This window comes from Arcticibacter svalbardensis MN12-7 (genome assembly GCF_000403135.1).
Taxonomy (GTDB): domain Bacteria; phylum Bacteroidota; class Bacteroidia; order Sphingobacteriales; family Sphingobacteriaceae; genus Arcticibacter; species Arcticibacter svalbardensis.
In genome coordinates this window covers 1-23,154 of sequence record NZ_AQPN01000044.1, presented here as the reverse complement: position 1 = coordinate 23,154, position 23,154 = coordinate 1, and the positions used below count along the sequence as shown (strand labels likewise).

General features: G+C 38.9%; 24 protein-coding genes and 1 tRNA gene. 14 read left to right on the top strand and 11 right to left on the bottom strand.

Annotated elements, in window-relative coordinates; all coding sequences use genetic code 11:
• Positions 1-157: 157 nt before the first annotated feature.
• Both queA and ADIARSV_RS05385 read left to right on the top strand, forming a co-directional pair.
• Positions 158-1,207: a tRNA preQ1(34) S-adenosylmethionine ribosyltransferase-isomerase QueA gene (gene queA / locus ADIARSV_RS05390; protein WP_016194404.1), complete on the top strand. Its 1,050-nt coding sequence runs from the start codon at positions 158-160 to the stop codon at positions 1,205-1,207.
• Positions 1,208-1,882, top strand: coding sequence for a 2-C-methyl-D-erythritol 4-phosphate cytidylyltransferase (locus ADIARSV_RS05385; RefSeq protein WP_016194403.1), 675 nt, complete (start codon positions 1,208-1,210; stop codon positions 1,880-1,882). It begins immediately after the preceding gene.
• Between the two features lie 53 nt (positions 1,883-1,935).
• On the opposite strand, the gene ADIARSV_RS21450 is transcribed toward ADIARSV_RS05385, so the two are convergent.
• The 6 genes from ADIARSV_RS21450 to ADIARSV_RS05360 form a co-directional block, all read right to left on the bottom strand.
• Positions 1,936-2,088 carry a lmo0937 family membrane protein gene (locus ADIARSV_RS21450; protein WP_152439779.1) on the bottom strand — a complete coding sequence of 51 codons (153 nt, stop codon included), beginning with the start codon at positions 2,086-2,088 and terminating at the stop codon, positions 1,936-1,938.
• A gap of 140 nt (positions 2,089-2,228) precedes the next feature.
• Positions 2,229-2,450 carry a DUF2795 domain-containing protein gene (locus ADIARSV_RS05380; protein ID WP_017258669.1) on the bottom strand — a complete coding sequence of 74 codons (222 nt, stop codon included), beginning with the start codon at positions 2,448-2,450 and terminating at the stop codon, positions 2,229-2,231.
• Positions 2,451-2,535: 85 nt separating this feature from the next.
• Positions 2,536-3,081: a cob(I)yrinic acid a,c-diamide adenosyltransferase gene (locus tag ADIARSV_RS05375; RefSeq protein ID WP_016194400.1), complete on the bottom strand. Its 546-nt coding sequence runs from the start codon at positions 3,079-3,081 to the stop codon at positions 2,536-2,538.
• A gap of 1 nt (position 3,082) precedes the next feature.
• Positions 3,083-3,844 carry an ABC transporter ATP-binding protein gene (locus tag ADIARSV_RS05370; RefSeq protein ID WP_016194399.1) on the bottom strand — a complete coding sequence of 254 codons (762 nt, stop codon included), beginning with the start codon at positions 3,842-3,844 and terminating at the stop codon, positions 3,083-3,085.
• 36 nt (positions 3,845-3,880) lie between these two features.
• Positions 3,881-4,174: an Asp-tRNA(Asn)/Glu-tRNA(Gln) amidotransferase subunit GatC gene (gene gatC, locus ADIARSV_RS05365; RefSeq protein WP_016194398.1), complete on the bottom strand. Its 294-nt coding sequence runs from the start codon at positions 4,172-4,174 to the stop codon at positions 3,881-3,883.
• A gap of 43 nt (positions 4,175-4,217) precedes the next feature.
• Complete coding sequence (locus ADIARSV_RS05360) at positions 4,218-4,943, bottom strand: lysophospholipid acyltransferase family protein (protein ID WP_016194397.1); 726 nt, start codon at positions 4,941-4,943, stop codon at positions 4,218-4,220.
• Between the two features lie 41 nt (positions 4,944-4,984).
• Here ADIARSV_RS05360 and trpS point away from each other — a divergent pair, with 41 nt between their 5' ends.
• The 3 genes from trpS to kdsB are packed head-to-tail and all read left to right on the top strand — an operon-like array spanning position 4,985 to position 7,415.
• Positions 4,985-5,980: a tryptophan--tRNA ligase gene (gene trpS / locus ADIARSV_RS05355; RefSeq protein ID WP_016194396.1), complete on the top strand. Its 996-nt coding sequence runs from the start codon at positions 4,985-4,987 to the stop codon at positions 5,978-5,980.
• Positions 5,981-6,006: 26 nt separating this feature from the next.
• Entirely contained in the window at positions 6,007-6,621 is a 615-nt protein-coding gene (locus tag ADIARSV_RS05350) for a deoxynucleoside kinase (RefSeq protein WP_016194395.1), read from the top strand.
• 23 nt (positions 6,622-6,644) lie between these two features.
• Positions 6,645-7,415 carry a 3-deoxy-manno-octulosonate cytidylyltransferase gene (gene kdsB, locus ADIARSV_RS05345; RefSeq protein WP_016194394.1) on the top strand — a complete coding sequence of 257 codons (771 nt, stop codon included), beginning with the start codon at positions 6,645-6,647 and terminating at the stop codon, positions 7,413-7,415.
• Between the two features lie 234 nt (positions 7,416-7,649).
• Here kdsB and ADIARSV_RS05340 read toward each other — a convergent pair whose 3' ends face one another.
• On the bottom strand, positions 7,650-7,988 hold the full coding sequence (locus tag ADIARSV_RS05340) for a hypothetical protein (protein WP_040299172.1): 339 nt from the start codon (positions 7,986-7,988) through the stop codon (positions 7,650-7,652).
• 112 nt (positions 7,989-8,100) lie between these two features.
• Between ADIARSV_RS05340 and purU the strand changes: the two genes are divergently transcribed.
• From purU to ADIARSV_RS05325, 3 genes are read left to right on the top strand one after another with little or no spacing between them, the layout of a single operon-like run.
• Positions 8,101-8,940 carry a formyltetrahydrofolate deformylase gene (gene purU, locus ADIARSV_RS05335; RefSeq protein WP_040299171.1) on the top strand — a complete coding sequence of 280 codons (840 nt, stop codon included), beginning with the start codon at positions 8,101-8,103 and terminating at the stop codon, positions 8,938-8,940.
• 9 nt (positions 8,941-8,949) lie between these two features.
• The gene (gene pncB, locus ADIARSV_RS05330) at positions 8,950-10,149 is read left to right on the top strand and encodes a nicotinate phosphoribosyltransferase (protein ID WP_040299163.1); all 1,200 of its coding nucleotides are present in this window, start codon (positions 8,950-8,952) and stop codon (positions 10,147-10,149) included.
• 31 nt (positions 10,150-10,180) lie between these two features.
• Complete coding sequence (locus ADIARSV_RS05325) at positions 10,181-12,532, top strand: mechanosensitive ion channel family protein (RefSeq protein ID WP_016194390.1); 2,352 nt, start codon at positions 10,181-10,183, stop codon at positions 12,530-12,532.
• Between the two features lie 3 nt (positions 12,533-12,535).
• On the opposite strand, the gene ADIARSV_RS05320 is transcribed toward ADIARSV_RS05325, so the two are convergent.
• Positions 12,536-13,270, bottom strand: coding sequence for a LytR/AlgR family response regulator transcription factor (locus tag ADIARSV_RS05320; protein ID WP_016194389.1), 735 nt, complete (start codon positions 13,268-13,270; stop codon positions 12,536-12,538).
• Positions 13,267-14,325, bottom strand: coding sequence for a sensor histidine kinase (locus ADIARSV_RS05315; protein ID WP_016194388.1), 1,059 nt, complete (start codon positions 14,323-14,325; stop codon positions 13,267-13,269). Before ADIARSV_RS05315 ends, ADIARSV_RS05320 begins: the two co-directional genes overlap by 4 nt.
• 247 nt (positions 14,326-14,572) lie before the next feature.
• Between ADIARSV_RS05315 and ADIARSV_RS05310 the strand changes: the two genes are divergently transcribed.
• From ADIARSV_RS05310 to ADIARSV_RS05285, 6 genes are all read left to right on the top strand, one after another.
• Positions 14,573-15,889 (top strand): TolC family protein, encoded by a 1,317-nt coding sequence (locus ADIARSV_RS05310; protein WP_040299161.1) that lies wholly within the window; start codon positions 14,573-14,575, stop codon positions 15,887-15,889.
• An 18-nt stretch (positions 15,890-15,907) separates the two neighbouring features.
• Positions 15,908-17,089: an efflux RND transporter periplasmic adaptor subunit gene (locus tag ADIARSV_RS05305; protein WP_016194386.1), complete on the top strand. Its 1,182-nt coding sequence runs from the start codon at positions 15,908-15,910 to the stop codon at positions 17,087-17,089.
• Positions 17,089-17,838, top strand: a complete 750-nt coding sequence (locus ADIARSV_RS05300; protein ID WP_040299159.1) for an ABC transporter ATP-binding protein — start codon at positions 17,089-17,091, stop codon at positions 17,836-17,838. The genes ADIARSV_RS05305 and ADIARSV_RS05300 overlap by 1 nt, the downstream gene beginning before the upstream one ends.
• A 9-nt stretch (positions 17,839-17,847) precedes the next feature.
• Positions 17,848-19,065 carry an ABC transporter permease gene (locus tag ADIARSV_RS05295; RefSeq protein WP_016194384.1) on the top strand — a complete coding sequence of 406 codons (1,218 nt, stop codon included), beginning with the start codon at positions 17,848-17,850 and terminating at the stop codon, positions 19,063-19,065.
• Between the two features lie 137 nt (positions 19,066-19,202).
• A tRNA-Ala gene (locus ADIARSV_RS05290) sits at positions 19,203-19,279 on the top strand.
• 585 nt (positions 19,280-19,864) lie between these two features.
• Positions 19,865-21,325, top strand: a complete 1,461-nt coding sequence (locus tag ADIARSV_RS05285) for a hypothetical protein (protein WP_235048364.1) — start codon at positions 19,865-19,867, stop codon at positions 21,323-21,325.
• A gap of 59 nt (positions 21,326-21,384) precedes the next feature.
• Here the strand turns inward: ADIARSV_RS05285 and ADIARSV_RS05280 are convergent, their stop codons facing one another.
• Positions 21,385-21,921 carry an MFS transporter gene (locus ADIARSV_RS05280; protein WP_016194382.1) on the bottom strand — a complete coding sequence of 179 codons (537 nt, stop codon included), beginning with the start codon at positions 21,919-21,921 and terminating at the stop codon, positions 21,385-21,387.
• Positions 21,922-22,046: 125 nt separating this feature from the next.
• On the bottom strand, positions 22,047-23,154 hold a 1,108-nt coding region (locus tag ADIARSV_RS05275), incomplete at its 5' end, for a glycoside hydrolase 100 family protein (RefSeq protein WP_040299157.1).

The following is a 23,154-nucleotide window of genomic DNA, read 5'->3' as shown; positions in this document are numbered from 1 at the left end:
ACCAAGCTGCAAGGGTCGAGTGTAAAGCGAACTAGCCCGCTCTTATGTATCCAGCGGGTTCCAACATATGACGCACGCTATTAGTTCATTATGAAAAGATTAAATAATAGAAATATTTTTTAGTAACTTTGCGCCCTGAAATTAGTATTACTCTTATATGAAATTATCCCAGTTTAAATTCGATCTACCTGATTCATTAATAGCAACTACTCCTTCGGATCAGCGGGATGAAGCACGTTTAATGGTACTTGACCGCAATACTGGAGCGATAGAGCACAAAATATTTAAAGACGTCATCAATTATTTTGATGAAAAAGACGTTATGATTTTAAATAACACCAAGGTTTTTCCTGCCCGTATGTACGGCAATAAAGAAAAAACAGGTGCAACTATTGAAGTATTCCTACTACGTGAGCTAAATAAGGAGTTACGTTTATGGGATGTTTTAGTAGATCCGGCACGTAAAATACGTGTAGGTAATAAACTTTATTTTGGAGACAATGATCTGTTAGTTGCCGAAGTTGTAGATAACACTACATCCCGCGGACGTACGATCCGATTCCTTTTTGACGGAACAAATGAAGAGTTCAGAAGGAATATTGAAATCCTTGGAGAAACACCTCTTCCAAAATATATAAAGCGTAAGGCGACCGCAGAAGATAAAGAACGTTACCAAACTATATTTGCAAAAAATGAAGGAGCTGTTGCAGCCCCTACTGCAGGTATGCATTTTAGTCGCGAACTGATGAAACGTCTGGAATTAAAAGGCGTTGAATTTGCAGAGGTAACTTTACACGTAGGTCTTGGTACCTTCCGTGCTGTTGAAGTAGAGGATCTGACAAAACATAAGATGGATTCGGAGCAATTTATTATCGATCAGCCAACTGCTGATATGGTTAATAACGCTTTAGATGAAAAACGTAAGATTTGTGCCGTTGGTACAACCAGTATGCGTGCCGTTGAATCAGCAGTATCTGCAGGAAAGAAACTTAAACCAGCAAATGACTGGACCAGTAAGTTTATTTTCCCTCCATACGAATTTAGTATTGCCAACAGTATGATCACTAACTTTCACACACCTGAATCCACTTTATTAATGATGATCTCCGCTTTTGGAGGTTACGAAAGTGTGATGAACGCATATGAAGTTGCGGTAAAAGAGAAATACCGTTTCTACAGCTATGGTGATGCCATGCTGATTATCTAAATGCACTATTATGCAATAATTGTTGCCGGTGGATCAGGAAAGCGAATGCAAGCTGACCTTCCCAAGCAATTTCACTTATTGCTCGGAAAGCCTGTCATGATGCATACCATTGAGGCTTTCTATCATTCATCCTATCAGCCTGAAATTTTAATTGTGCTGAACACCGATTATATTTCCTATTGGAAAGATCTTTGTGTTCAGCACAATTTTTTTATTCCCCATACCATTATACCGGGAGGTGCCCAACGATTTGACTCCGTCAAAAATGCAGTTCAGGCCATTACCAACGAAGATTCAATTATTGCAGTTCACGATGCAGTACGACCTGTAATTCACGAAGAGCTGATTGCCCGCTGTTTTGATGAGGCTACAGTGAAAGAAGCGGTAATACCTGTAATTCCAAGCAAGGATTCTTTAAGGAAAATAAACGGCTCAACGACGGTGTCTATTTCAAGAGATGACATATTGATTGTGCAAACCCCACAGGTATTCAAATATAAGGTACTTAAGAAGGCCTACAATCAATTATATTCACAACTCTTTACAGATGACGCATCTGTTGTTGAACATGCGGGATATACGATATTTACCACCCAGGGTCATGCTTCTAATATAAAAATAACTTACATCGAAGATTTAGCCGTTGCCTCCTTGTTTCTAAGTTCTAAGGCATAAAAAAAGACCCGCTTATTCAGCAGGTCTTAAAGCATTATTTTTAAGCAAATTTATTAAGCAGCACCTCTGATGACCCGTAGTAATATTGCAATAATTGCAATTACTATTAAAACATGAATGATACCGCCAGTATAGAATCCTCCAAAAAAACTTATTGCCCAGATAATTATCAAGACAACTGCAATCAAATAAAGTAAATTTCCCATAGTACTAATTTTTTCGTGATAGATTAAGAATTTATACCATAAGAATGTAAAAAGAGCTTCTTTGTTTATTTTTTTTTAAAATTCTTTATTCAAATAAAAAAGGGCAAAAAAAAAGCCCTGCTTAAGGGCAAGGCTAATTTTTAATACTCATCTTCGTTAAAGAAGAAATCATCTTTAGTCGGATAATCCGGCCAGATCTCTTCAATGTTCTCATATGGCTCGCCGTCATCTTCCAGCGCCTGCAAATTTTCTATCACTTCAACTGGAGCTCCAGAACGGATTCCGTAGTCTATTAGTTCATCCTTAGTTGCTGGCCAGGGAGCGTCTTCCAAGTGGGATGCCAATTCTAATGTCCAATACATATTTCTTAGAATTTTAGTTTTTATTATTTTCGCAAAAGTATAATAAAATTTATTATTTTTTCAAGTATTTTTTTTTGACCAGTAATTACCTTGGGAACCACTTATTTTCGGGTATTTGGTTATCCATAGCTACTTTCCTTGCTAAGACGAACAAATAGTCGCTTAAACGGTTCAAATAAATCATGATAAGATCTTCTACAGCACTATCTTGTGACAAATGAACGATAATTCGTTCGGCACGCCGACACACACATCGGGCTATATGGCAAAATGAAATCAGTGTAGAACCGCCTGGCAGTATAAAGTTTTTTAAAGGTGCTAATTCCTGTTGCATGGCATCAATTCCATGCTCCAACTGTTCAATATCAGCGGGATAAAGTCCGGGAAGTTTCATTCTCGATTTTTCATTATCAGCAGCCAGTAGCGCCCCCATAATAAACAAATGCTCCTGCACTTGCATTAAAGCATCTTTTTGGGCTGAAGTAATTTCCTGATCGCGAATTAATCCAATGTATGAATTTAATTCATCTACCGTGCCATAGGCATCGAGACGTATATCTGCTTTAGAAACACGTACTCCACCAATAAGCGAAGTTAGTCCTGCATCTCCGGTCTTGGTATAAATCTTCATTTTAGTTGATTTGTTCAAAGTCTACGCCATTATCTTCCAGGTCTTGCAAACGTGGAGATACTTTTTTAATATGTTCATTAGGATAATCGCTTTCAATTAAACCATCTCTCATCCGAACAATACGATGCGCATGCTGTGCGATATCTTCCTCATGAGTAACCAGAATGATGGTATTCCCCTTAAGATGGATCTCTTCCAGAAGTCCCATTATTTCTACCGATGTACGGGTATCGAGGTTACCGGTAGGCTCATCAGCTAAAATAATAGATGGATTATTAATCAATGCACGTGCAACCGCTACACGCTGGCGCTGACCCCCCGAAAGCTCATTAGGCTTATGATCGACCCTATTTCCTAACCCAACGTTCTCCAGGGCCTTATATGCCCTTTCATTCCGCTCAGTCTTTGATACTCCTGCATACACTAATGGTAAGGACACATTATCCAGTGAACTCGCTCTGGGCAAAAGATTAAAGGTTTGAAAGACAAATCCAATTTCTTTATTACGAACTTCAGCAAGTTCGTTTTCGGTCATTTCACTTACATGAATCCCATTTAATATATATTCGCCTTTGCTGGGGGTGTCCAGACAGCCTAATATGTTCATCAATGTGGATTTCCCGGAACCAGAGGGTCCCATTAATGCCACAAATTCACCTTTGTTGATATTCAGTGTTACTGATTTCAAAGCATGAATAATTTCGGAACCAATGACATACTTTCTTCCAACTTCTTTGATGATGATTAGCGGCTCATTTTGCATACAGGTTAGATTCTTTAAATTAAGATATGTTACATATCAATTTCTCTCAATTACTTTAGCTACTTTAAAGTATACATCGTCATGAAGAGGAGCATTTTTCAAAGCTTCAGCGGGACAAATATCATTCTTCTCCACATCGTCCCTTAAAACATTCACTTCATCATTCAGATAAATAAGCGGCTCTACTCCACTAGTGTCCAACTCGTTAAGCTTTTCCATAAAGCTCAGGATGTTTTCCATATCTTTCAATAAAGATACCTTTTCAACTTCACTTACTTCTAGTCTGGCCAGGTGGGCCATACGTTCGATAGTTTGATAGTCTAATTTCATGTATATTCTATTTTTCCTGTATCATTTGAACAGGTCTTGTAATTTATAATAATCCGCTGTTTATTAAATTAAATACTTTCACTTTCAAATCATCTGCATCCAGAGAAGTTAAGCCTTGAGTTAAAACAGGAGCGTGAACACAAATATGGCAAATTCCCGGTCTACTTCCATATTTTGATCCATCATCCCACATATTTTTATAATTATCCGGGATACTCACCGGGATAATAGCCAGGTTATATTCAATAGCTAACCGAAAAGGTCCATTTTTAAATTCGCCAAGCTGAGGAGGATAATGTTCAGAAATACCTCCCTCGGGAAAAACAATGACTGAAATATTTGATTTCAGGTAAGTTTCCGCACGTTTAAATGCCCTGAAGGATGACATTTTGCTATTGCGGTTCAAGGGGATATCGATCGTTTCAAGAAATAACCCGGTGACCGGGTTATGCAGCAGTTCCTCCTTGGCCATAAAAGCGTAATTACCTTTTACCAGGATGGCCATTGCCGGGATATCCAGGTTGGAGCTATGGTTGGCGCAGATGATATAGGATTGGGACCAATCGATAGGCGTCTCAAAATGATATTTATATCTGAATCCGGAAGAAAGGGTTGCCAGGTAAGAAAACAGTCGCCTCCATTTATTCAATGTAGGGTACCGCTCCCGCTTTCTGGAGAAATAATATAAAAAGGGATAGAGCAGTGTAAAATAGAAGAATACGTTGATAAAATATAAATATCGGTGTGACCGCTTTAATAATCGTTTCATTTCGGGTCAAAATTATAAAAAATACTTACTTTCGCCCAGTTATGGAAACAGTTGTAAGCGGTATTCGCAGCACAGGTAAACTTCATTTAGGCAATTATTACGGAGCAGTGCAGAATTTTATAAAAATGCAGCATGAGTATAATTGCTTTTTCTTTATTGCAGATTTTCACTCATTGACCACACATCCTATTCCCAAGGATCTGCATGGAAATGTAAAACAGGTACTTGTGGAGTATCTTGCTTGTGGGATAGATCCTGAAAAAGCGACGATCTATGTGCAGTCTGACGTTCCTGAGGTGACCGAATTATATCTTTACCTCAACATGAACGCCTATATGGGCGAATTGGAAAGAAGCACTTCGTTTAAAGATAAGATAAGAGATCAACCGGATAATGTAAACGCAGGTTTGCTTACTTACCCGGTTTTAATGGCTGCGGATATCATTATTCATAAAGCAACCAAGGTACCAGTTGGAAAGGATCAGGAGCAACATCTTGAAATGTCCCGTACTTTTGGAAACCGTTTTAACCGGTTGTACCAGGTAGATTATTTTCCTGAAGCTTATGCTTTCAATTATTCGACTAACCTGGTTAAGATCCCCGGACTTACAGGAAAAGGAAAGATGGGAAAGTCCGAAGGAGAAGGTAATGCCATCTTTCTTTCTGATTCACCGGAAGAAATCAGAAGAAAAGTGATGCGTGCAGTAACAGATGGAGGTCCGTTGGAAATGAATCAGGCAAAACCTGATGTGATTCAAAATCTGTTTAGCTTACTCTCAGCGGTATCATCAGCAGATACTTATACTCATTTTGATGATTTGTATAATAACTGTCAAATCCGGTACGGAGACCTGAAGAAACAGCTTGCAGAGGACATGATCATCTTTACCGCCCCTATTTTGGAAAGGATTAATGATATTTCATCCAATTCAGAATACCTGAGAAAGGTATCTAAGATGGGCGCCGAAAAAGCACGTGAAAGTGCCAGTAAAACAATTAAAGAAGTCCGGGAGATTATTGGGTTTAAATCATTTTAACCCCCATTTACTCATTAATCGTATATATGCATATAGCAATAGTTGGAAATATTGGTGCGGGAAAAACCACACTAACCGAATTACTATCAAAACATCTGGGCTGGGAAGCGCAGTATGAGGCAGTAGATCATAACCCTTACCTGGAAGACTTTTATAACGATATGAAACGCTGGAGTTTCAATCTGCAGATCTATTTCCTGAATAGCCGCTTTAACCAGATTAAAGAGATTCAAGGACTAGACCACCATGTTATTCAGGATCGTACGATCTATGAGGATGCGTACATCTTTGCGGAGAACCTGAATGAAATGGGATTAATGACGGAAAGGGATTATGAAAACTACCGGTCCATATTCGACAATATGACTTCTTTCATTAGACCACCAGATTTATTGATCTATCTGAAGGCTTCCATTCCAACGCTTGTGAGTAATATTCAAAAACGGGGAAGAGATTATGAAGCAGGGATCCGTTTGGACTATTTATCAAAATTGAATGATAAATACAAGAAGTGGATTGACAATTACAAAGAAGGAAAGCTGTTGGTACTAGATAAAGATAATCTTGATTTTTCAAACAACCCTGAAGATCTTGGTTTTATTATTGAAAGCATTGAAAGAGAAATTCATGGCCTTTTTTAATTTCAGTTTAAAATAAAGAGGATATGTCAGAACCAGTTCAGAATAATCCAATACGCATATTAGGCCTTATTCCGGCTCGATATGCCTCTAAGCGTTTTCCAGGAAAGCCGCTTATTGATATTCATGGAAAAAGTATGATCCAGCGGGTATATGAGCAGGCCTTGAAATCTGCCACTTTAAGTGATGTTGCAATAGCCACGGATGATGACCGGATTTTAGAACATGTAAGAAGTTTTGGCGGACAAGTGATCATGACCTCATCCAACCATCAAAGTGGAACAGACCGATGTGCTGAAGCAGCAGAAAAGCTACCTGGTTTTGATGTAATCATCAACATTCAGGGGGATGAGCCATATATCGACAGCAGGCAAATAGATCTATTGGGACATTGTTTTGCTGATCCGCAAACTGAGTTAGCTACTCTGGTTAAAATTATTACATCAACAGAAGAACTCCACAATATAAATTCTCCGAAAGTTATTTTAAATAAAAATTCGGAAGCATTGTATTTTAGTCGCACACCTATTCCTTATTTAAGGGATAAAAATAAGGACACCTGGCTATTGTATCATACGTATTACAAGCATATTGGGGTATATGGCTATCGTTCAGATGTATTAAAAAAGATTACTGCATTACCGGTATCTCTCCTTGAAAAAGCGGAGTCGTTAGAACAGTTACGCTGGCTGGAAAATGGATACAAAATCAAAGTAGCCATTACCGACATTGAAACAAAAGCCATTGACACGCCTGAGGATTTAAAGAATATTTTAAAAGAAAAGAGAATAATTTAGCTTTATAAAACAAAACAGTATAAAGAGCGTTAAATTCAAACCAAGTTTTTAAATCATCGCTCTCAGAAGTCCTGAAATGTATTGCATTTCAGGACTTTTTTTTGATAATGAACTTCATGAGTATAGCGGGTTACCCTGATTTCGGGACATATTGCAGGTCAAAGAAAGCATAGATGGCTGGATAAAAAAAAGCCGTAAACGAATTACGGCTTTTTAATTGTTGTTGAATTTTTATTATAGAATAAGAATCAAAAGAAGAATGATGATAATGATTGCACCTACAGAAAGGTAAACACCACCAGCGCCAACAGCGTTAGCTTGTTTTTTCATTTCTTTAAGTTCTTTTTTCAGCTCTTTGCGATCTTGTTTAGTCAATTTGGATTTATCCATTGATTTGATCTCTTCAACGCGTCGCTGAATGTCTTTCACTTTTGCGTCACGCTGATCTGCAGTCATTGTATTTTCCATTTTTGCTGGATTTTTACTTGATTCTGTAGCAGCATTAGCTGAAGAAGAAAACATAGCAAGTGACATTGCAACTGCCAGAGAAAGAGAGTAGACTAACTTTTTCATACTTTATTGTGTTAATTATGTATACCTGTAACACTCATTTGGATAGAAGTGTTTGTGTTTTATACATATTTTGATCCTTTTACATAAATAAAAGGTTTTATTATATTAGGCCATGAATAAAACGTTAGTCCTCATCCAATGCAGGGATGAAATGGGATTAGTAGCAATTATCTCTAAAGTACTTGTTAATCACCAATTAAACATTACGGCTATGCGTGAATTCGTTGACGAAATAGCCAATCAGTTCTTTGCCAGGATTGAATGTGATGGCTCTTCTTTTGACGAAAAGAATTTAGTTTTGGAATTAAGGTCAGTGTTGCCAGCGTATTCTGAGGTGATTATTAATCCAAAAGTCGAGAAACGCATCGTTATCATGGTGACTAAAGAATATCATTGCCTTGGTGATGCATTAATTCGAAATTACTTCAATACGCTCAATGCAAACGTCTGCTGTGTGATTGGCAATTATGATACCTTAAGGGAATTGACTAAAAAGTACGAGGTCCCCTTTTATCATGTTTCGCATGAGAATAAAACAAAATTGGTTTTCGAAGAGGAGCTTAAGACGATCATCAATGAATATGAACCGGATTATATTGTATTAGCTAAATTCATGCGGATTCTTTCTCCTGAATTCGTATCACATTATGAAGGAAAGCTCATTAATATACATCATTCCTTCCTGCCAGCATTCATTGGCGCAAGTCCTTATCGTAAAGCATTTGAACGCGGGGTAAAACTAATTGGGGCAACTGCGCATTATGTAACCAATGATCTGGATGAGGGACCTATAATTGTTCAGCAAACCATTCCCGTAAACCATACCTTTACCGTTTCCGATATGGTTATTTCAGGAAAAGAAATAGAAAAGTCGGTTTTGAATAAAGCGATGCAGCTTGTATTTCAAGACCGCGTTTTTAGAAGTGGAAACAAAACAATAATTTTTGAATAAACAGAACAAATGACTCCTAATTTTCCCTATATAAAATCCTTGCTGGATAATGACTTTTATAAGTTCACAATGCAGCAAGGGGTAATAAAGCTTTTCCCGCATTCCATGGCTCGCTATGAATTCATAAACCGTGGGAAACATATTTTTCCTGCAGGATTTGCAGATTTGCTTAGAAAAGCGGTAGACAACATGGCTAACTTTTGTCTGACTCTTGAAGAGAAGAACTATCTGGCAGAAATTTGTCCCTATTTTGAACCCACCTATCTGGATTTTCTTCAGGGATACACCTACAATCCTGCAGAAGTGATCATTGAACAGCATGGCAATGATCTATCCGTAATAATTGAGGGATACTGGTACCGTACCATATTATGGGAGGTACCAATAATGGCCCTTATTTCTGAATTATTTTATTATATGAATGATTCGGAGGCTGCAACTTCAGATGAAATTAGCACAATCAACAAAGAAAAGATTGAAAAATATGCAAAACTAGGAGTAACGATCGCTGAATTTGGCACGCGAAGGAGGCATTCTTATCTGGTACACCGGATGGTAGTGAAAGCGCTCGAGGAATATGGCTCAGGAACGTTTGTAGGGACAAGCAATGTTCATTTTGCAATGCGTTACAACACGAAACCTATTGGAACCCATGCACATGAATGGTTTATGTTCCATGCAGCTAAATATGGATTTAAGATGTCGAATTCTTTAGGTCTGGAACATTGGACAGCTGTTTACCGTGGAGATCTTGGTATTGCCCTTACCGATACCTACACGACAGATATCTTTTTCGAACAGTTTGATAAAAAGTTTTCCAAGCTATTTGACGGAGTGCGGCATGATAGTGGCGATGCCATTGAATTTGCAGAGAAAACCATCAGCCATTATAAGCAGATGGGCATTGATCCTTTATCGAAAACAATCATTTTCTCGGATGCCTTAAATTATGATAAGGTGGAAAGGATTGCTAACTTTTGCAAAGGTAAAATAGGGATGTCATTTGGTATAGGTACCGACTTCACTAATGATGTTGGGTTAGTGCCCCTCAATATTGTCATAAAGATGACTGCAGCGCTGCCAGAGAACCAATCGTGGATCCCTGTAGTGAAACTATCAGACGAAAAAGGGAAGTATACAGGCGATCCTAAAATGATCAGACTAGCCAAGGAAATCCTGGGCATCGAGGAATCACTGAAACTTATTTGATATACAGAACGATTACTTGAAATAATGTAATATGTTACTTCTTTTAAATTTAAAGTATAGCTATAAATTTTGTGCCGGGTATTTCATTCTCCTGTTTTTGTTTACTATTCAGTCTTTTGGACAAACGGCTGCATCCTCTTTGCCAGACTCCATTCAGCAGATTCCGGATACACTTTTAATCCGTATTGAGCAGGCACAATCTGCAATAAATCAGATTAATACTGCAATCGAGGGAAGCTTTCAAATAGGAACAATAAAAAAGGATCTGCCCGAAATACAGCAGAACATAGATGAGATCAGACAGGATATTCTCCATTCAGGTAAGATACCTGATGCCAGAACATTGCTGAGCTATCAGGTGCTGTTAAAAGATCATCAAGCTCTTTTAGGAAACTGGAAAAAGACACTGACCACTTATAATGCTACTTTACAAAAGTATTCATCGCAATTAGTTGTGTTCGGTAGTGATTCGCTTTTATCAAACACCACCAGTGATACAACACAAAAGAGACTTTATGGACCGGAGCTCAGTAACCTGCGGTTAAGACTTCAGGAATCGGGTGTTAAAACTACTGCAAACCTGGATAGTATAGGTACCCTCCTGGCATCTGTATCGGGTTTATTCTTTTCAACAAATGAACTTCAAAGTGTCATTATAGACCGGCTGCGTCAATCGGGAAAGACTTCCTTTGGCAGAGAATCTCCCTATATATGGTCTGCATCCAAACAAGCTGGAAAGGAAAGCTTAAGGACCATGTTATCAGATGCCTGGTCAGGACAAAACAGGGCACTTCGTTATTTCCTTTCCAGCTCATGGGATAACCGGACACTGCTGCTTTTATTAGGATTAATATTCTTTATATGGGTATACAGGAACTATAAAAAAGCATTACAGCCACCAATAAGCGAACAGCTCACCGATCTAAGACTTGATTTCATCAATCCGGTGCCACTGCTTTCAAGCGTTATATTTTTACTTAACCTCGCTCCCCTATTTGATCCCGATTCGCCATCGCTCTACTTTGAGATCATTGAGTTTTTACTCCTGATCACTTTGACCATATTCTTTAGGAAACACTGGAAAAAGGAACAATATTACATCTGGCTCGTGATCGTGCTGATCTATATTACCACTGTTCTGACTAATGCGGTAATGAATCAGGGACTTCTGTTGCGTTTATGGCTCATCGCACTTAATATCGTTTCTATTTATTTCGGCTTGCATTTTTATCGGGAAATCAGGAATGTGCTTTTGCTAAAAAGCTTTATAAAACCGGTATCCATACTCTACATAGGACTTCATATTCTGTCTATTGTATTTAATGTATTTGGCAGAATAAGTATTTCAACCACTTTCAGCCTTACGGCAATTGTTGGCTTAACACAAATTATAGCACTTTCAGCATTTGTTCAAATCCTGACGGAAGCCACAGATCTTCAAATTAAAATTACATCCTGTTCCAATAGTTTATTTTCCAGGATCAATTTACAGCGCGTAAGGTCAACAGTTAAGGAAGGACTAACTGTGATTGCAGTGCTGATATGGAGTATTGTATTTGTGATTAACCTAAATATCTCCGGGATATTATATGAGTTCATCTCCGGTTTACTAACGCAAACCAGAACCTTTGGAAGCGTTAAATTTACGATAGGAAATATTTTGCTATTTGGGCTGATTCTTTACCTGGCCAACCTGTTCCAAAAGTATACAGGCATTCTTTTTGGGGATGAAAATGCCACGTTTGGTAATCAGACCCAGCGTAAGAGCTCCAAGCTACTGCTTATCAGACTGGTTATCTTTATTGTCGGATTCCTATTAGCTATCACAGCTTCCGGCTTTTCGTTGGATAAACTTACGGTCATCATTGGAGCTTTAGGAGTAGGTATTGGTTTGGGGATGCAGAATATTGTCAACAACTTTGTTTCGGGAATCATATTGATCTTTGAAAAGCCTTTTCAGATTGGTGACTTTATCGAGCTTGCCGATAAAAAAGGAAGGGTAAAAGATATTGGAATCCGCTCAAGTAAATTGCTAACGCCACAGGGTTCCATAATTATTGTTCCCAACGGAGATTTACTCTCAGGAAGGTTGGTTAACTGGACATTGAGCAATAGTTTTGTTAAAACTGAAATTACATTTAAGATCGCTTCAGAGTCTGACCTCGAACTAGTACAAACTATTATTAAGGAAGAAGCACAAAAAGCAGAGTTTATTTTGCCTAATAGCACACCTGAAACATTCTTTAAATCATTTGCTGGCGATACGGTAGAACTAAAGTTAGAGTTGTGGATCAACAGTATATATAACGAGAGCAGCTTCAAGAGCAATTTACTTCATGCTATCTATAAACGACTAAAAGAAAACGAGATAAAAATGTTGTAAAAACTACATCCAACGTGATAGCAGTTGAGCAAAGGCATCCTTGTATTGATCGCCAACAGGTATGGAAATATCACCAATCTGAACAGTATTTCTTGTGATGGACTTAATCTTATCCGGTGCAATGATAAAAGAACGTTGGATACGCAGAAAAAGATCAGAAGGAAGCTTCATCTCCATACTTTTCAAGGTCATCTGAGTTAACAAAGGTTTCTCTGTATTTTCGAGGAATATCTTTAAATAATCTTTAAGACCTTCAATGTAAATAATATCCTGCAGAGCCACTTTCACAAGCTGGTATTCAGATTTAATGAGAATAAAGGGTTCTAAAAGATCTTTAGAGGATACAGGTGCAGTTGCTAAAAATGCTTCTGTAAGAGCCAACGCTTTTTGAGCAGCCTCTAAAAACTCCTCATAGCTATAAGGTTTTAACAGGTAATCGATGGCATTTACTTTGTAGCCTTCAAGTGCATACTGATTGAAGGCAGTAGTAAAAATGATTCGTGGAGAATGACCTATAGGCGTTCTGTTGATTACTCTGGCCAGCTCCATACCATTCAGGTCAGGCATTTGAATATCAAGAAAAACAAGATCAACCGCTTTGTTATGCAAAGATCCTAACGCTTCTACGGCACTGGAGAAGCTCCCTTCTAATTGTAAAAAAGGAGTTTGGGCAATAAAGGAACTGATTAATCCAAGAGCCAAGGGCTCATCATCAACTGCGATACATTTTAAAATCATGACAGATTAAGTATTAATTCTACTTCAAATTTATTACTATTTACAGCATTGTTAATGGTAATTTTATGCTTGCCGGGATAGACTAACTTGAGTCTGCGTTCTGTATTTGCAAGACCGATACCACTGTTTTCATCCAAAACTTTTGCCTGATCAATAAATATTAAATTACTAGTTTTCATGACGATAGTACCGTTGTCCTCTTTAAGTGATATAGATATCTCAGCAGGCTGGGTTACACTCACTCCATGCTTAAATGCATTTTCAATAAAGGGTAGAAATAGCATTGGGGCGATGGGCATATCTTTTGCGGGAACAGGTATATCGATATGAAGCGTAACTTTATCTGTAAACCTCAGCCGCATTAATTCAATATAATCCTGTATGAAAGAAATTTCCTTTGTAAGAGAAGTCATGTTCTGACTGGTATCATAAAGCACATAGCGCATCATCCGGGATAACTTTAACAGGGCTTTTCTGGAAGCATCAATATCGATGTGAGTCAGTGCATAAATATTGTTGAGGGTATTGAAGAAAAAATGCGGGTTAATCTGTGCCTTCAGAAACGACAGTTCGGAGCTTACCCTTTCTTTTTCCTGCAGTTGATAGGTTTCAGAATCCAGCTGCCATTTTTTAATAGAGGTGATACTGGTGCTAATTCCCTGAACCAGACAAATTATAGTCAGGGTAAACATATCAATGCCATGACGGGCCGGACGAGGCTGGGTAAGCTTAGATTCCCTTGACATTAATTCGCGAATATTCAACAAACTATCAGCAAGTTGATTTAGCGATACCGCAACAATGATTGCAGCGATTAGTAAAGTAACATAAAGATACGTTTGCCTCTTTAACAGAAATCGGGGTACGAGAAAGTTTGCATTTAAATAATATGATCCGGCTAAGATGGCAAGCACAAAAAGCTGCTTCATCCAAAACTGTACAGGCAAGCTAAAACCCCAGGTTAAAGGGTGGTAAAACAGTAAACTAAAGCCAAACAAGATCCATAATAATACATGAACCAGGATTGGAATTATTGAACGTGTAGAAGATCTCATAATTTAAAATTCATCTGATACAAGTATAAAGAGGAAAAAATAGAAGACCATCAACAATCGACAGAAAGGCCTAATTTGCCGATTTAAACTAAAATCAGATTGAAAGACACAGGTTACTAAGCTTTTACTCAAAAAAAGCTCTATTTAGCCTTTCTGTCGGTGTTCTCTTTCGGCTAGTCTATTCTATTTTTTTAAATCCTTGAATAGCCCTTTATTTGATTCTGTCAAATCAAGAATGATAAAGAATATGTCGCAATTAATAAAAATAGTACTTAGTCTGCTTATCGTCTTTCATAGCGGTATAAGCCTTGCACAAGACACCACGGTGATTAAACAACCCGCAATATGGAATTTACAAACCTGTCTGGCTTATGCAAAACAAAACAACATACAGATCATTTCCCTAAAACTAGGAACGAAAACTACCGAACAAGCTTTGCTACTTTCAAAAGCAGCGCAACTGCCGGATCTATATGGATCAGCATCACAAAGTTTAAATCATGGACAAGGTAGTAGTGTTACTTCCTCTGGATCCATCGGTATAAATTCCGCTCTAATTGTTTATAATGGGGGATATCTTAAGACGGATATTAAGCAAAAATCACTGTCTGTGAAATCAGCAGACCTCAGCGTAGAGGAACAGGAAAACACGCTTGTTATACAGATTACCCAAGCCTACCTGAATATTTTGCTGGATAAAGAAAGTATCATATACTCGAATGACTTGGTTAAGACTTCAAAAGCACAGTTGATACAAGCACAGCAGCGATTTTCGGCAGGAAGTATTGCCCGCCGGGATGTGGTTCAGTTTGAAGCACAGTTAGCTAGCGACACCTACACCCTTACCACAGCTGAAAATGCACAAAGACAGGATGTCCTAAGTTTAAAACAGCTACTTCAGATTTCGCATGAAACAGCTTTCGAAGTCGCTTCTCCTGATACGATCAAATCAAGGGTGCTGATACCTGCACTAAACGAAGTAAGGAAGTTTGCTCTTGAAAATCGTCCGGAAATTAAAAACAGCGAATATGGTGTTCAAATTGCCAGGCTGGATTTAGATAAAGCAAAATCAGGTTACCTCCCTACCCTAAGTCTTTCAGGTAGCACAGGTACTAACTACGCAAGCAATTCTTCTTACAGTTACACGGGAGCGCAGTTTAATAATAACTTCAATCAACAAATTGGACTGACGCTGTCTGTACCCATATTCACCAAGCGGGCCAACAAAACAAATACAGAGCTTGCCAAAATTGCAATTGATCAAGCTGAATTAAGCCTTAAGAATACCAAATTGCTGTTATCGCAAGACATCGAGCAATATTATATCAGTGCGCTCAACGCACAGGGACAATTCAATGCTGCAGAAAAGCAATATGAATATAATGAAGAAATCTATCGGATTGCCACTGAAGAACTTCGGTTGGGAGCAGCCAATGTGTTTGACTTTTACCAACAGCGTAATCTATTTGTTCAGGCACAGCAAGCGTACGTACAGGCCAAATACAATGCAGCCCTCTCCGCGAGTACTTACAATTTCTATTTAGGAATCCCAGTCAACTTATAAGATTAGAACTATAATATAATGAAGCGAAATAAAATAATCATCAGCATTGCCGTAATAGCTGCTATAGCACTGGCCCTCTTTTTTCTGTTCTTTAACAAGAAACAGGATGGGGTACAGTTAGAAACAGAGAAACCCAAAATTGGATACATTTCCGAAACCGTTACTGCTACTGGTACTGTACAACCTGTCGATACGACAACAGTGGGAAGCCGGATTTCAGCCACCATAGAAGAAGTTTATGTGGATTTCAATTCCAAAGTTAAAAAAGGACAGCTTCTCGCTGTGCTGGATAAATCACTCCTTCAGGCCACTGTTGATCAGGTCAAAGCAAACCTAGCTGAAGCAGAAAGTAATGCGATCTATCAAAAGAGCAATTTCAACCGTCAGGATCAATTGTATAAAACAGGATCAGTGAGTCGTGCCGAATATGAAATTGCACTTAACACCTATAACACATCTAAAGCCGCTGTAAACAGTATAAAAGCGCAGTTGTATTCTGCGGAAAGAAACGTTTCCTTTACCAGGATCTACTCTCCGGTGGATGGCGTAATATTAAGTAGAAGCGTGAGTCCCGGTCAAACTGTGGCAGCAAGTTTCAATACGCCTACCCTGTTCTCCATTGCTAAAGACATCACCAAAATGCAGGTAGAGGCAGCAGTAGATGAAGCCGATATTGGCGATGTTTCTAATGGTCAGCGTACCACATTTACGGTAGACGCTTATCTGAACGACGTGTTTAAAGGAACCGTGAAAAGTATTCGCTTACGCCCTACTACGACTTCGAATGTAGTCACTTATACCACCATTTTAGATGCACCGAATGACGCACTGAAGCTAAAACCAGGCATGACTGCCAGCATCACTATTTATACAAAAGAAGTGAATAAAGCGCTGTTAATTCCTGCAAAAGCTTTGAAATATAGTCCCGATTCTACACTTTCAAAGAAATACACCATAGAGCAGGGAGGTGAAAATACCAGCAAGTCAAAAGATGCAACTCAGGTGTATATATGGGTGCTAAATGGAAATACTATTGTCCGCAAACAAATTCGCACTGGCATTAATAACAATACACAGGTGGAAGTATTAACTGGATTGGACGCAAATGACCACGTAATTATTGGAACATCTACTGTAGCGTCCAACACCGGTACAGCTGCAGCTTCAAGTCCATTTTTACCACAAAGACCAAAAAGATAATGGACACGAAAATATTAGATATATATGATCTGAAACGCGAGTTCAAGATGGGAACAGAGACCGTACGTGCACTCAAAGGAATCACCTTTGATGTGAGCACAGGAGAGTTCCTGACCATCATGGGGAGCAGTGGATCAGGGAAAACCACCATGCTAAATATACTTGGTTGTCTGGATAAACCCACTGACGGCATCTACAAGTTAGACGGTGTGGACATCACCACACTTTCAAAAGACGAACTGGCACGGTTTAGAAACACCAAGATAGGTTTTGTGTTCCAGGCTTACAACCTATTACCCCGTACTTCGGCATTAGAAAATGTAGAACTTCCTCTTTTATATAATAACACAATTGGGGCCAAAGAAAGAAGAGAAAGAGCTTTACATGCACTGGAATCAGTAAAACTAGCCGACAGGATGGATCATACCCCCAACCAACTTTCAGGGGGACAACAGCAACGTGTTGCTATTGCAAGAGCTCTGGTAAATGAACCCGTAATGATCCTTGCTGATGAGGCCACCGGTAATCTGGATACGCGTACCTCTTATGAAATTATGTCTCTGATGCAGGAACTCAACCAGAAAGATGGCAAAACAATTGTATTTGTTACGCACGAGCCTGACATTGCTGCCTTTAGCAGTAGAACGATTACCCTACGAGATGGGCGATTGCAGCGGGATACCATTAATTCAAATCCCCGTTCAGCTCGTGAAGCTCTTGCTACGTTTCCAGAAACAGATGATTATTAAACAAAGAACATGAATTTAGTTAATCTTATACGACTTGCCTGGCGGGCTTTGCATCGAAATAAACTCCGTGCTTTTTTAACCATGCTCGGCATTATCATTGGGGTAGCATCAGTTATTACGATGATGTCTATTGGAGAAGGTTCCAAGCAAAGTATTCAAACTTCAATTTCAAGCATGGGTTCCAATATGATTACCATCATGCCCAGCAGCAATACCCCTGGAGTACAAATGGCAGGCTCTAATATTCACAGTCTTACATTAGCTGATGTTAAAGCGTTGAAAAAAGATGCCAACTATATAACCACGATCTCTCCCCTGGCCTCTTCTAATGGTCAGGTAATCAAGGGCGCTTTAAACTGGTCCACTACCATTCAGGGCGCCAGTCCGGAATATCTGGAAATTAGAAAGCTCAGCCTGAAAGATGGAATTGTATTCTCAGAAAACGATGTGCGGTCATCAGCGAAAGTTTGTTTACTAGGACAAACGGTGGTCGATAATCTTTTTGCAAAGGGAGAGGATCCTATCGGAAAAATCATTCGTTTTAAGAAGATCCCCTTACAGGTGATTGGCATCCTGGTATCAAAGGGACAAAGCAACTTTGGACAGGATCAGGATGACATCATCATTGCACCCTATACCACGGTAATGAAGCGAATTCTTGCGACTACCTATATTCAGGACATCTATGCATCAGCCACATCAGAAGCAGAAACAGATAAAGCAACGGATGAAATTAAAACTATTTTACGCGAGACACATAAAATCCGCGCAGATCAGGACGATGACTTTACGATCAGAACCATGGCTGAACTTATTAAAATGCTGAGTTCTACAACCGGTATGATGACTACCCTGCTTACTGCAGTAGCTGGCATCTCTCTTGTTATTGGAGGTATAGGGATTATGAACATCATGTATGTATCCGTCACTGAGAGAACCCGTGAAATAGGTCTTAGAATGTCTATTGGAGCAAGAGGTGTAGATATACTCATGCAGTTTCTTATAGAAGCGATTCTGATTAGTATTACAGGAGGAGTTATAGGCGTAGTTTTGGGGGTATCCTCATCTCTCATCGTTGCCTCTGTGTTGAACTGGCCGACTGTTATATCTGAGTCTTCTATAATTTTGTCGTTTATTGTTTGTGCGTTTACTGGCGTGTTTTTTGGGTATTATCCAGCTCAAAAGGCATCGTTGCTTGATCCGATAGAAGCGTTGCGATATGAGTAAAGAGGAAGAGTAATGATTTAAAACTCTATACACATAGGATATTGTTTTTAGTTGAGGTGATTAGTAAAATGTTTCGAATTATATTTATCGTTTATATTGGAAAATTGCATTAATATTCTATATTTGCAGCCCAATATGGGGGATTAGCTCAGCTGGCTAGAGCGTTTGCATGGCATGCAAGAGGTCATCGGTTCGACTCCGATATTCTCCACCACTTAAAATATAAAATGGCCTTCTACATAGATTAGAGGGCTTTTTTAATGTCGGCATAAACATAATCTATGAAAAGTACTGGTTTGTGGATAGTAACCTTCTTGATTGTATAACAGTATAATTAATATTAAAGGTCTTGTTTCCTTTCTATCGGTCGAAAAATGAAATAAAATGGTTTAAAACATCCGATATTGGGTTTCTCTGATTGATGTTGAAAACCCCGCACTTTGAATTAAATTCTTTATCAAAAACTGGGAGGTACATTCTAATCAATGCAAATGGGTTTGATAATTTTTTACTCCACTTTAATAAAAATAAGCTAAATAATTCCCAGTGAAGTTCGTGATTCAGCAAAATTTAAGCAACAGATTTTTAATTAAAATTAAAGACAATAAGACCTCAGTATATGACGTTTGTGAACTTGTAAAGGAGCCGTAAAATAATTACTATTTGGGAAGTAATTAAGGTGTTTGGCAAAATCATTTAGTGTTTTTCTTAGTTATCTACCAAACAAAGAAATATGGATTGTACTCGTATCTTGTTTATAATTATTCCGTTCGTCAGACAAAACAAACCGATCTTTAAAATGATAGGTCGTACATTTCATAATAGCAAACATCCGCTCAGTATTCATGACTTAAAGGAAGGTGAAAAAGCTTCCGACATTGTTCCTGAAGCGGTTAAAGGCAAAGTTGATCTAATCCCCATTAACGATGATAACGTAAACGAAACTGCTGAGTTGAACGGTACACGTACACCACTAGCCAAAATACGAACGAAAGAGCTTGATTATAATAGAATTCATTCAAACAGCCTATTGCCAGAGTATAAAGCTGATCCCTACATCATAGACTATAATTTGCACTCAAAGGAATTTCAAGAAACAATGACCTGTCCTAAAGAGATCGCAGAAACTTCCAATCAATGTTTCGATAGGGAAGTATACAATTTTTTATGTAAGTGGGTCCAGAGCCATGAGGACAATACGCTGCTTCGTTTTGATCAGTCATTGGATGAATACATCGCAAATGACGCTTTACGCGATTTTTTTCTAAACACACAACATCCGGTGCAGCAATTGTTGAAAAATCGTATCATAGCCTGCCATTTAGGGCGACGCGCAATAGGGGTATATTTTGATCCAATTAGCGGAGATCCCTTATTGGCTCCCACAGAGCAGCGGATCTATAATCTTGCCCGCCGGATGGATAGTGAACAAATGCATATTCCATTCCGTTCTGATCATCCCAACAAGCAGACAGAAGCAGGCGATACCGCTGCTATCAGCACCTACCCCATTGGATCAGAACAAATTCGTTACAACAGCGGAAATCATTTCATCAGCCGTCCTGCAAATGGGAATGTATTTGACGAAAATAGTAAGCGCTGCACGGCAAAGTCAGCAGGTAATTTACATGTGTTAGTCAAACGCGGATTTCTAGAAGATCGCTTACAGGAAATTAAAGAGCTGACTGTGGAAACACATTCCACAGGTGAAACCCAGCTGCAATACTTTGTAATCTACAGTAGACATTCGCTGAAGGAAGGGCATTTTGGGGCTTCTCTTGTGATCATGGATCCTGTGAATCCCTACTTTCCCAAGCGCGTAATGGTCTGCGATACCCTTCTCAAAGAACTGCCTCAGCATCCGCGTTGGTGGAATCATTTTATTGCGGAATATTCGAATGTATTTGGCGATGCCATAGTGGAAATAATAGAGGATCTTTCACATCCTTTGCAAAAAGTAAATATCAAAGGTGATGAACCTTACCGGCATGATTGGGACTGTCCATACTACGTGGCCAGCATGACAGATGCATTGGCAATGCTGGTGAAAAATGACCCGAAGCTTTTACTAGAAGCGAGCGTACAGGACATCCATAGCGCTATGAAAGAAACTATGCACGATTATTATCAACCTGATCGTAAAATTAAAGACCGCACAGAGATTAAACAGGTCAACAAGTTAAAGAGATGGAATAGCGGACGGGAAGTGATTAAAGATTTTGTGGTCGAGATTAGTAGGAAATCATCGTACGAAATTTAGACTTACGTTCAAACAAGGCAATAAAATAAATATATTAACATTCCATTTATATAACACCTTTAGTTTATTTCCTGCGATTGTACATTTTTCTTGATCAAGAAAAACGTACACACAATGCCCAGAAAGCATAGAAATGCAGAAATCAACATCATCTTGCGGTAAACTGTAATAAAACTTTTTTGATATACTTTGGAGACTTTTCCTGAAACTTTTAAACTGATGCAGGAAGGGACCCTCGCATTACCTAAATTAACAGCCTGTGCCATCACAGTCTGCTTTTGAGCTGGTACAATTGGCAAATTTATCAATTGAGATTCAAGCACCCCAAAAAAGAAAACCACAGCCAATGCTCCCAAAACACCGTTTGTTAACACCCCAGAGATCCGAAGTAGCGCATTATTTATGCCCGACGCTATTCCTGAAAACTGATCACCAGCAGAGACCATTAATGTTGTAGTTAAAGGTGCAACTGTAAATCCCATCCCTATTCCGAGAATTAAAGTACCTGGGAAAAATGTAATCAAATAGTCAGATGGCCCAGACGTTTGGCCAACTAAAGAAAGCACCAAAAAATGAAACTGTTGCCATATATTCATGTATTAGTATTTGAAATCTAATCGTAAATCATCTTCTTAAATTTAATAAAAAAAACCGCTCATAAATCGAATATGAAGCGGTTCTTTTATTTAAAAAAACTTGAAATGAACAGGAATTACCCTCTTTAATGCGTCCTCATTTCATCAAAGAAAGGCGTTTTTCCATCTTCCACACACTTTACAGCATACAAATAAAGTGCAGCAGACCAAGTTTGCCAATCCTGCCCATGTGTTGTCCCATCCTGAGCCTTGTGCCATTCATTAAAACCGAACTCAAGATCTTCATTCTGAGAAAGAGTGATTAAATCAGTAAGCACAAATAATTTTTTACGGGCAAGATCCAACCTGCCGGCTGCTACTAAAGCACTGATATAAAACCCCTCAATAAATGGCCAGATCCCACCGTTATGGTAATCACCGGGTTTATTAAACTCTTCATATCTCGGCATCCAATCCGGATCTTCAGGATGGGTAAAAGGAAAGAAATTTGGTGGTAAATCAACAGCAAGATCACCGCTTTTCTTCATTGCGGCGCATTCCTCCTCTATCCATGTAATCATTTCATTTGCACGGGTAACCGGTGCCAGTCCCGATAAGATCGCAATACTATTACCCAACAGATCAAAGCTTTCACTATTGTACACCTTATATGCCCAGAATGCAAAATAAGGTTTATGTTTCACTACAAAACCTTCCAAGGCATGGTGTTTTTGTGTACTACTAGAAATAGTAAAACGCTTCATGTCATGCCTCACCCTATCTGCACGATCATGATTTCCAAACATCCGCAGATAACTATATACCAGTGTATTTACATATAAACCATACCCTAACACCCATTGTTCATCGCGCCAGTCGCTGGTAGGCAATTGCGCAACCAAAAAACGATCCGAAGGACTCTGGTATTCCATCCATGTCATTGCACGCTGAACTGATTCTTCCAAAAAGTCCTGCTCTCCGGTAACCTTTCTGAAGATCCCAATAGCCAATAAAAACAAAGGTGTGGTATCACTGGCCCCCCGATCTTCACGGTCATGCACCAACGATGTTATATGACCCTTTTCTGTTTGGTTTTTTGCCAGTACTTTCAATGTCTTGCGCATGCTATCCATGAGCGGCTGACTTCCAGAAGTGGCAATACCCAAAATAGAGAGCATCAAATCCCTGGTATACGGTTCCGGATATCCCCATCCGGCAGTGCGTGGCAATCCATGAAAGGGACCATGGGAATTG

Bases quoted from the DNA above. Each gene is read 5' to 3' on its own strand.
- queA (WP_016194404.1), top strand. From the start codon at position 158: ATGAAATTATCCCAGTTTAAATTCGATCTACCTGATTCATTAATAGCA.
- ADIARSV_RS05385 (WP_016194403.1), top strand. From the start codon at position 1,208: ATGCACTATTATGCAATAATTGTTGCCGGTGGATCAGGAAAGCGAATG.
- ADIARSV_RS21450 (WP_152439779.1), bottom strand. From the start codon at position 2,088: ATGGGAAATTTACTTTATTTGATTGCAGTTGTCTTGATAATTATCTGG.
- ADIARSV_RS05380 (WP_017258669.1), bottom strand. From the start codon at position 2,450: ATGTATTGGACATTAGAATTGGCATCCCACTTGGAAGACGCTCCCTGG.
- ADIARSV_RS05375 (WP_016194400.1), bottom strand. From the start codon at position 3,081: ATGAAGATTTATACCAAGACCGGAGATGCAGGACTAACTTCGCTTATT.
- ADIARSV_RS05370 (WP_016194399.1), bottom strand. From the start codon at position 3,844: ATGCAAAATGAGCCGCTAATCATCATCAAAGAAGTTGGAAGAAAGTAT.
- gatC (WP_016194398.1), bottom strand. From the start codon at position 4,174: ATGAAATTAGACTATCAAACTATCGAACGTATGGCCCACCTGGCCAGA.
- ADIARSV_RS05360 (WP_016194397.1), bottom strand. From the start codon at position 4,943: ATGAAACGATTATTAAAGCGGTCACACCGATATTTATATTTTATCAAC.
- trpS (WP_016194396.1), top strand. From the start codon at position 4,985: ATGGAAACAGTTGTAAGCGGTATTCGCAGCACAGGTAAACTTCATTTA.
- ADIARSV_RS05350 (WP_016194395.1), top strand. From the start codon at position 6,007: ATGCATATAGCAATAGTTGGAAATATTGGTGCGGGAAAAACCACACTA.
- kdsB (WP_016194394.1), top strand. From the start codon at position 6,645: ATGTCAGAACCAGTTCAGAATAATCCAATACGCATATTAGGCCTTATT.
- ADIARSV_RS05340 (WP_040299172.1), bottom strand. From the start codon at position 7,988: ATGAAAAAGTTAGTCTACTCTCTTTCTCTGGCAGTTGCAATGTCACTT.
- purU (WP_040299171.1), top strand. From the start codon at position 8,101: ATGAATAAAACGTTAGTCCTCATCCAATGCAGGGATGAAATGGGATTA.
- pncB (WP_040299163.1), top strand. From the start codon at position 8,950: ATGACTCCTAATTTTCCCTATATAAAATCCTTGCTGGATAATGACTTT.
- ADIARSV_RS05325 (WP_016194390.1), top strand. From the start codon at position 10,181: ATGTTACTTCTTTTAAATTTAAAGTATAGCTATAAATTTTGTGCCGGG.
- ADIARSV_RS05320 (WP_016194389.1), bottom strand. From the start codon at position 13,270: ATGATTTTAAAATGTATCGCAGTTGATGATGAGCCCTTGGCTCTTGGA.
- ADIARSV_RS05315 (WP_016194388.1), bottom strand. From the start codon at position 14,325: ATGAGATCTTCTACACGTTCAATAATTCCAATCCTGGTTCATGTATTA.
- ADIARSV_RS05310 (WP_040299161.1), top strand. From the start codon at position 14,573: ATGTCGCAATTAATAAAAATAGTACTTAGTCTGCTTATCGTCTTTCAT.
- ADIARSV_RS05305 (WP_016194386.1), top strand. From the start codon at position 15,908: ATGAAGCGAAATAAAATAATCATCAGCATTGCCGTAATAGCTGCTATA.
- ADIARSV_RS05300 (WP_040299159.1), top strand. From the start codon at position 17,089: ATGGACACGAAAATATTAGATATATATGATCTGAAACGCGAGTTCAAG.
- ADIARSV_RS05295 (WP_016194384.1), top strand. From the start codon at position 17,848: ATGAATTTAGTTAATCTTATACGACTTGCCTGGCGGGCTTTGCATCGA.
- ADIARSV_RS05285 (WP_235048364.1), top strand. From the start codon at position 19,865: ATGATAGGTCGTACATTTCATAATAGCAAACATCCGCTCAGTATTCAT.
- ADIARSV_RS05280 (WP_016194382.1), bottom strand. From the start codon at position 21,921: ATGAATATATGGCAACAGTTTCATTTTTTGGTGCTTTCTTTAGTTGGC.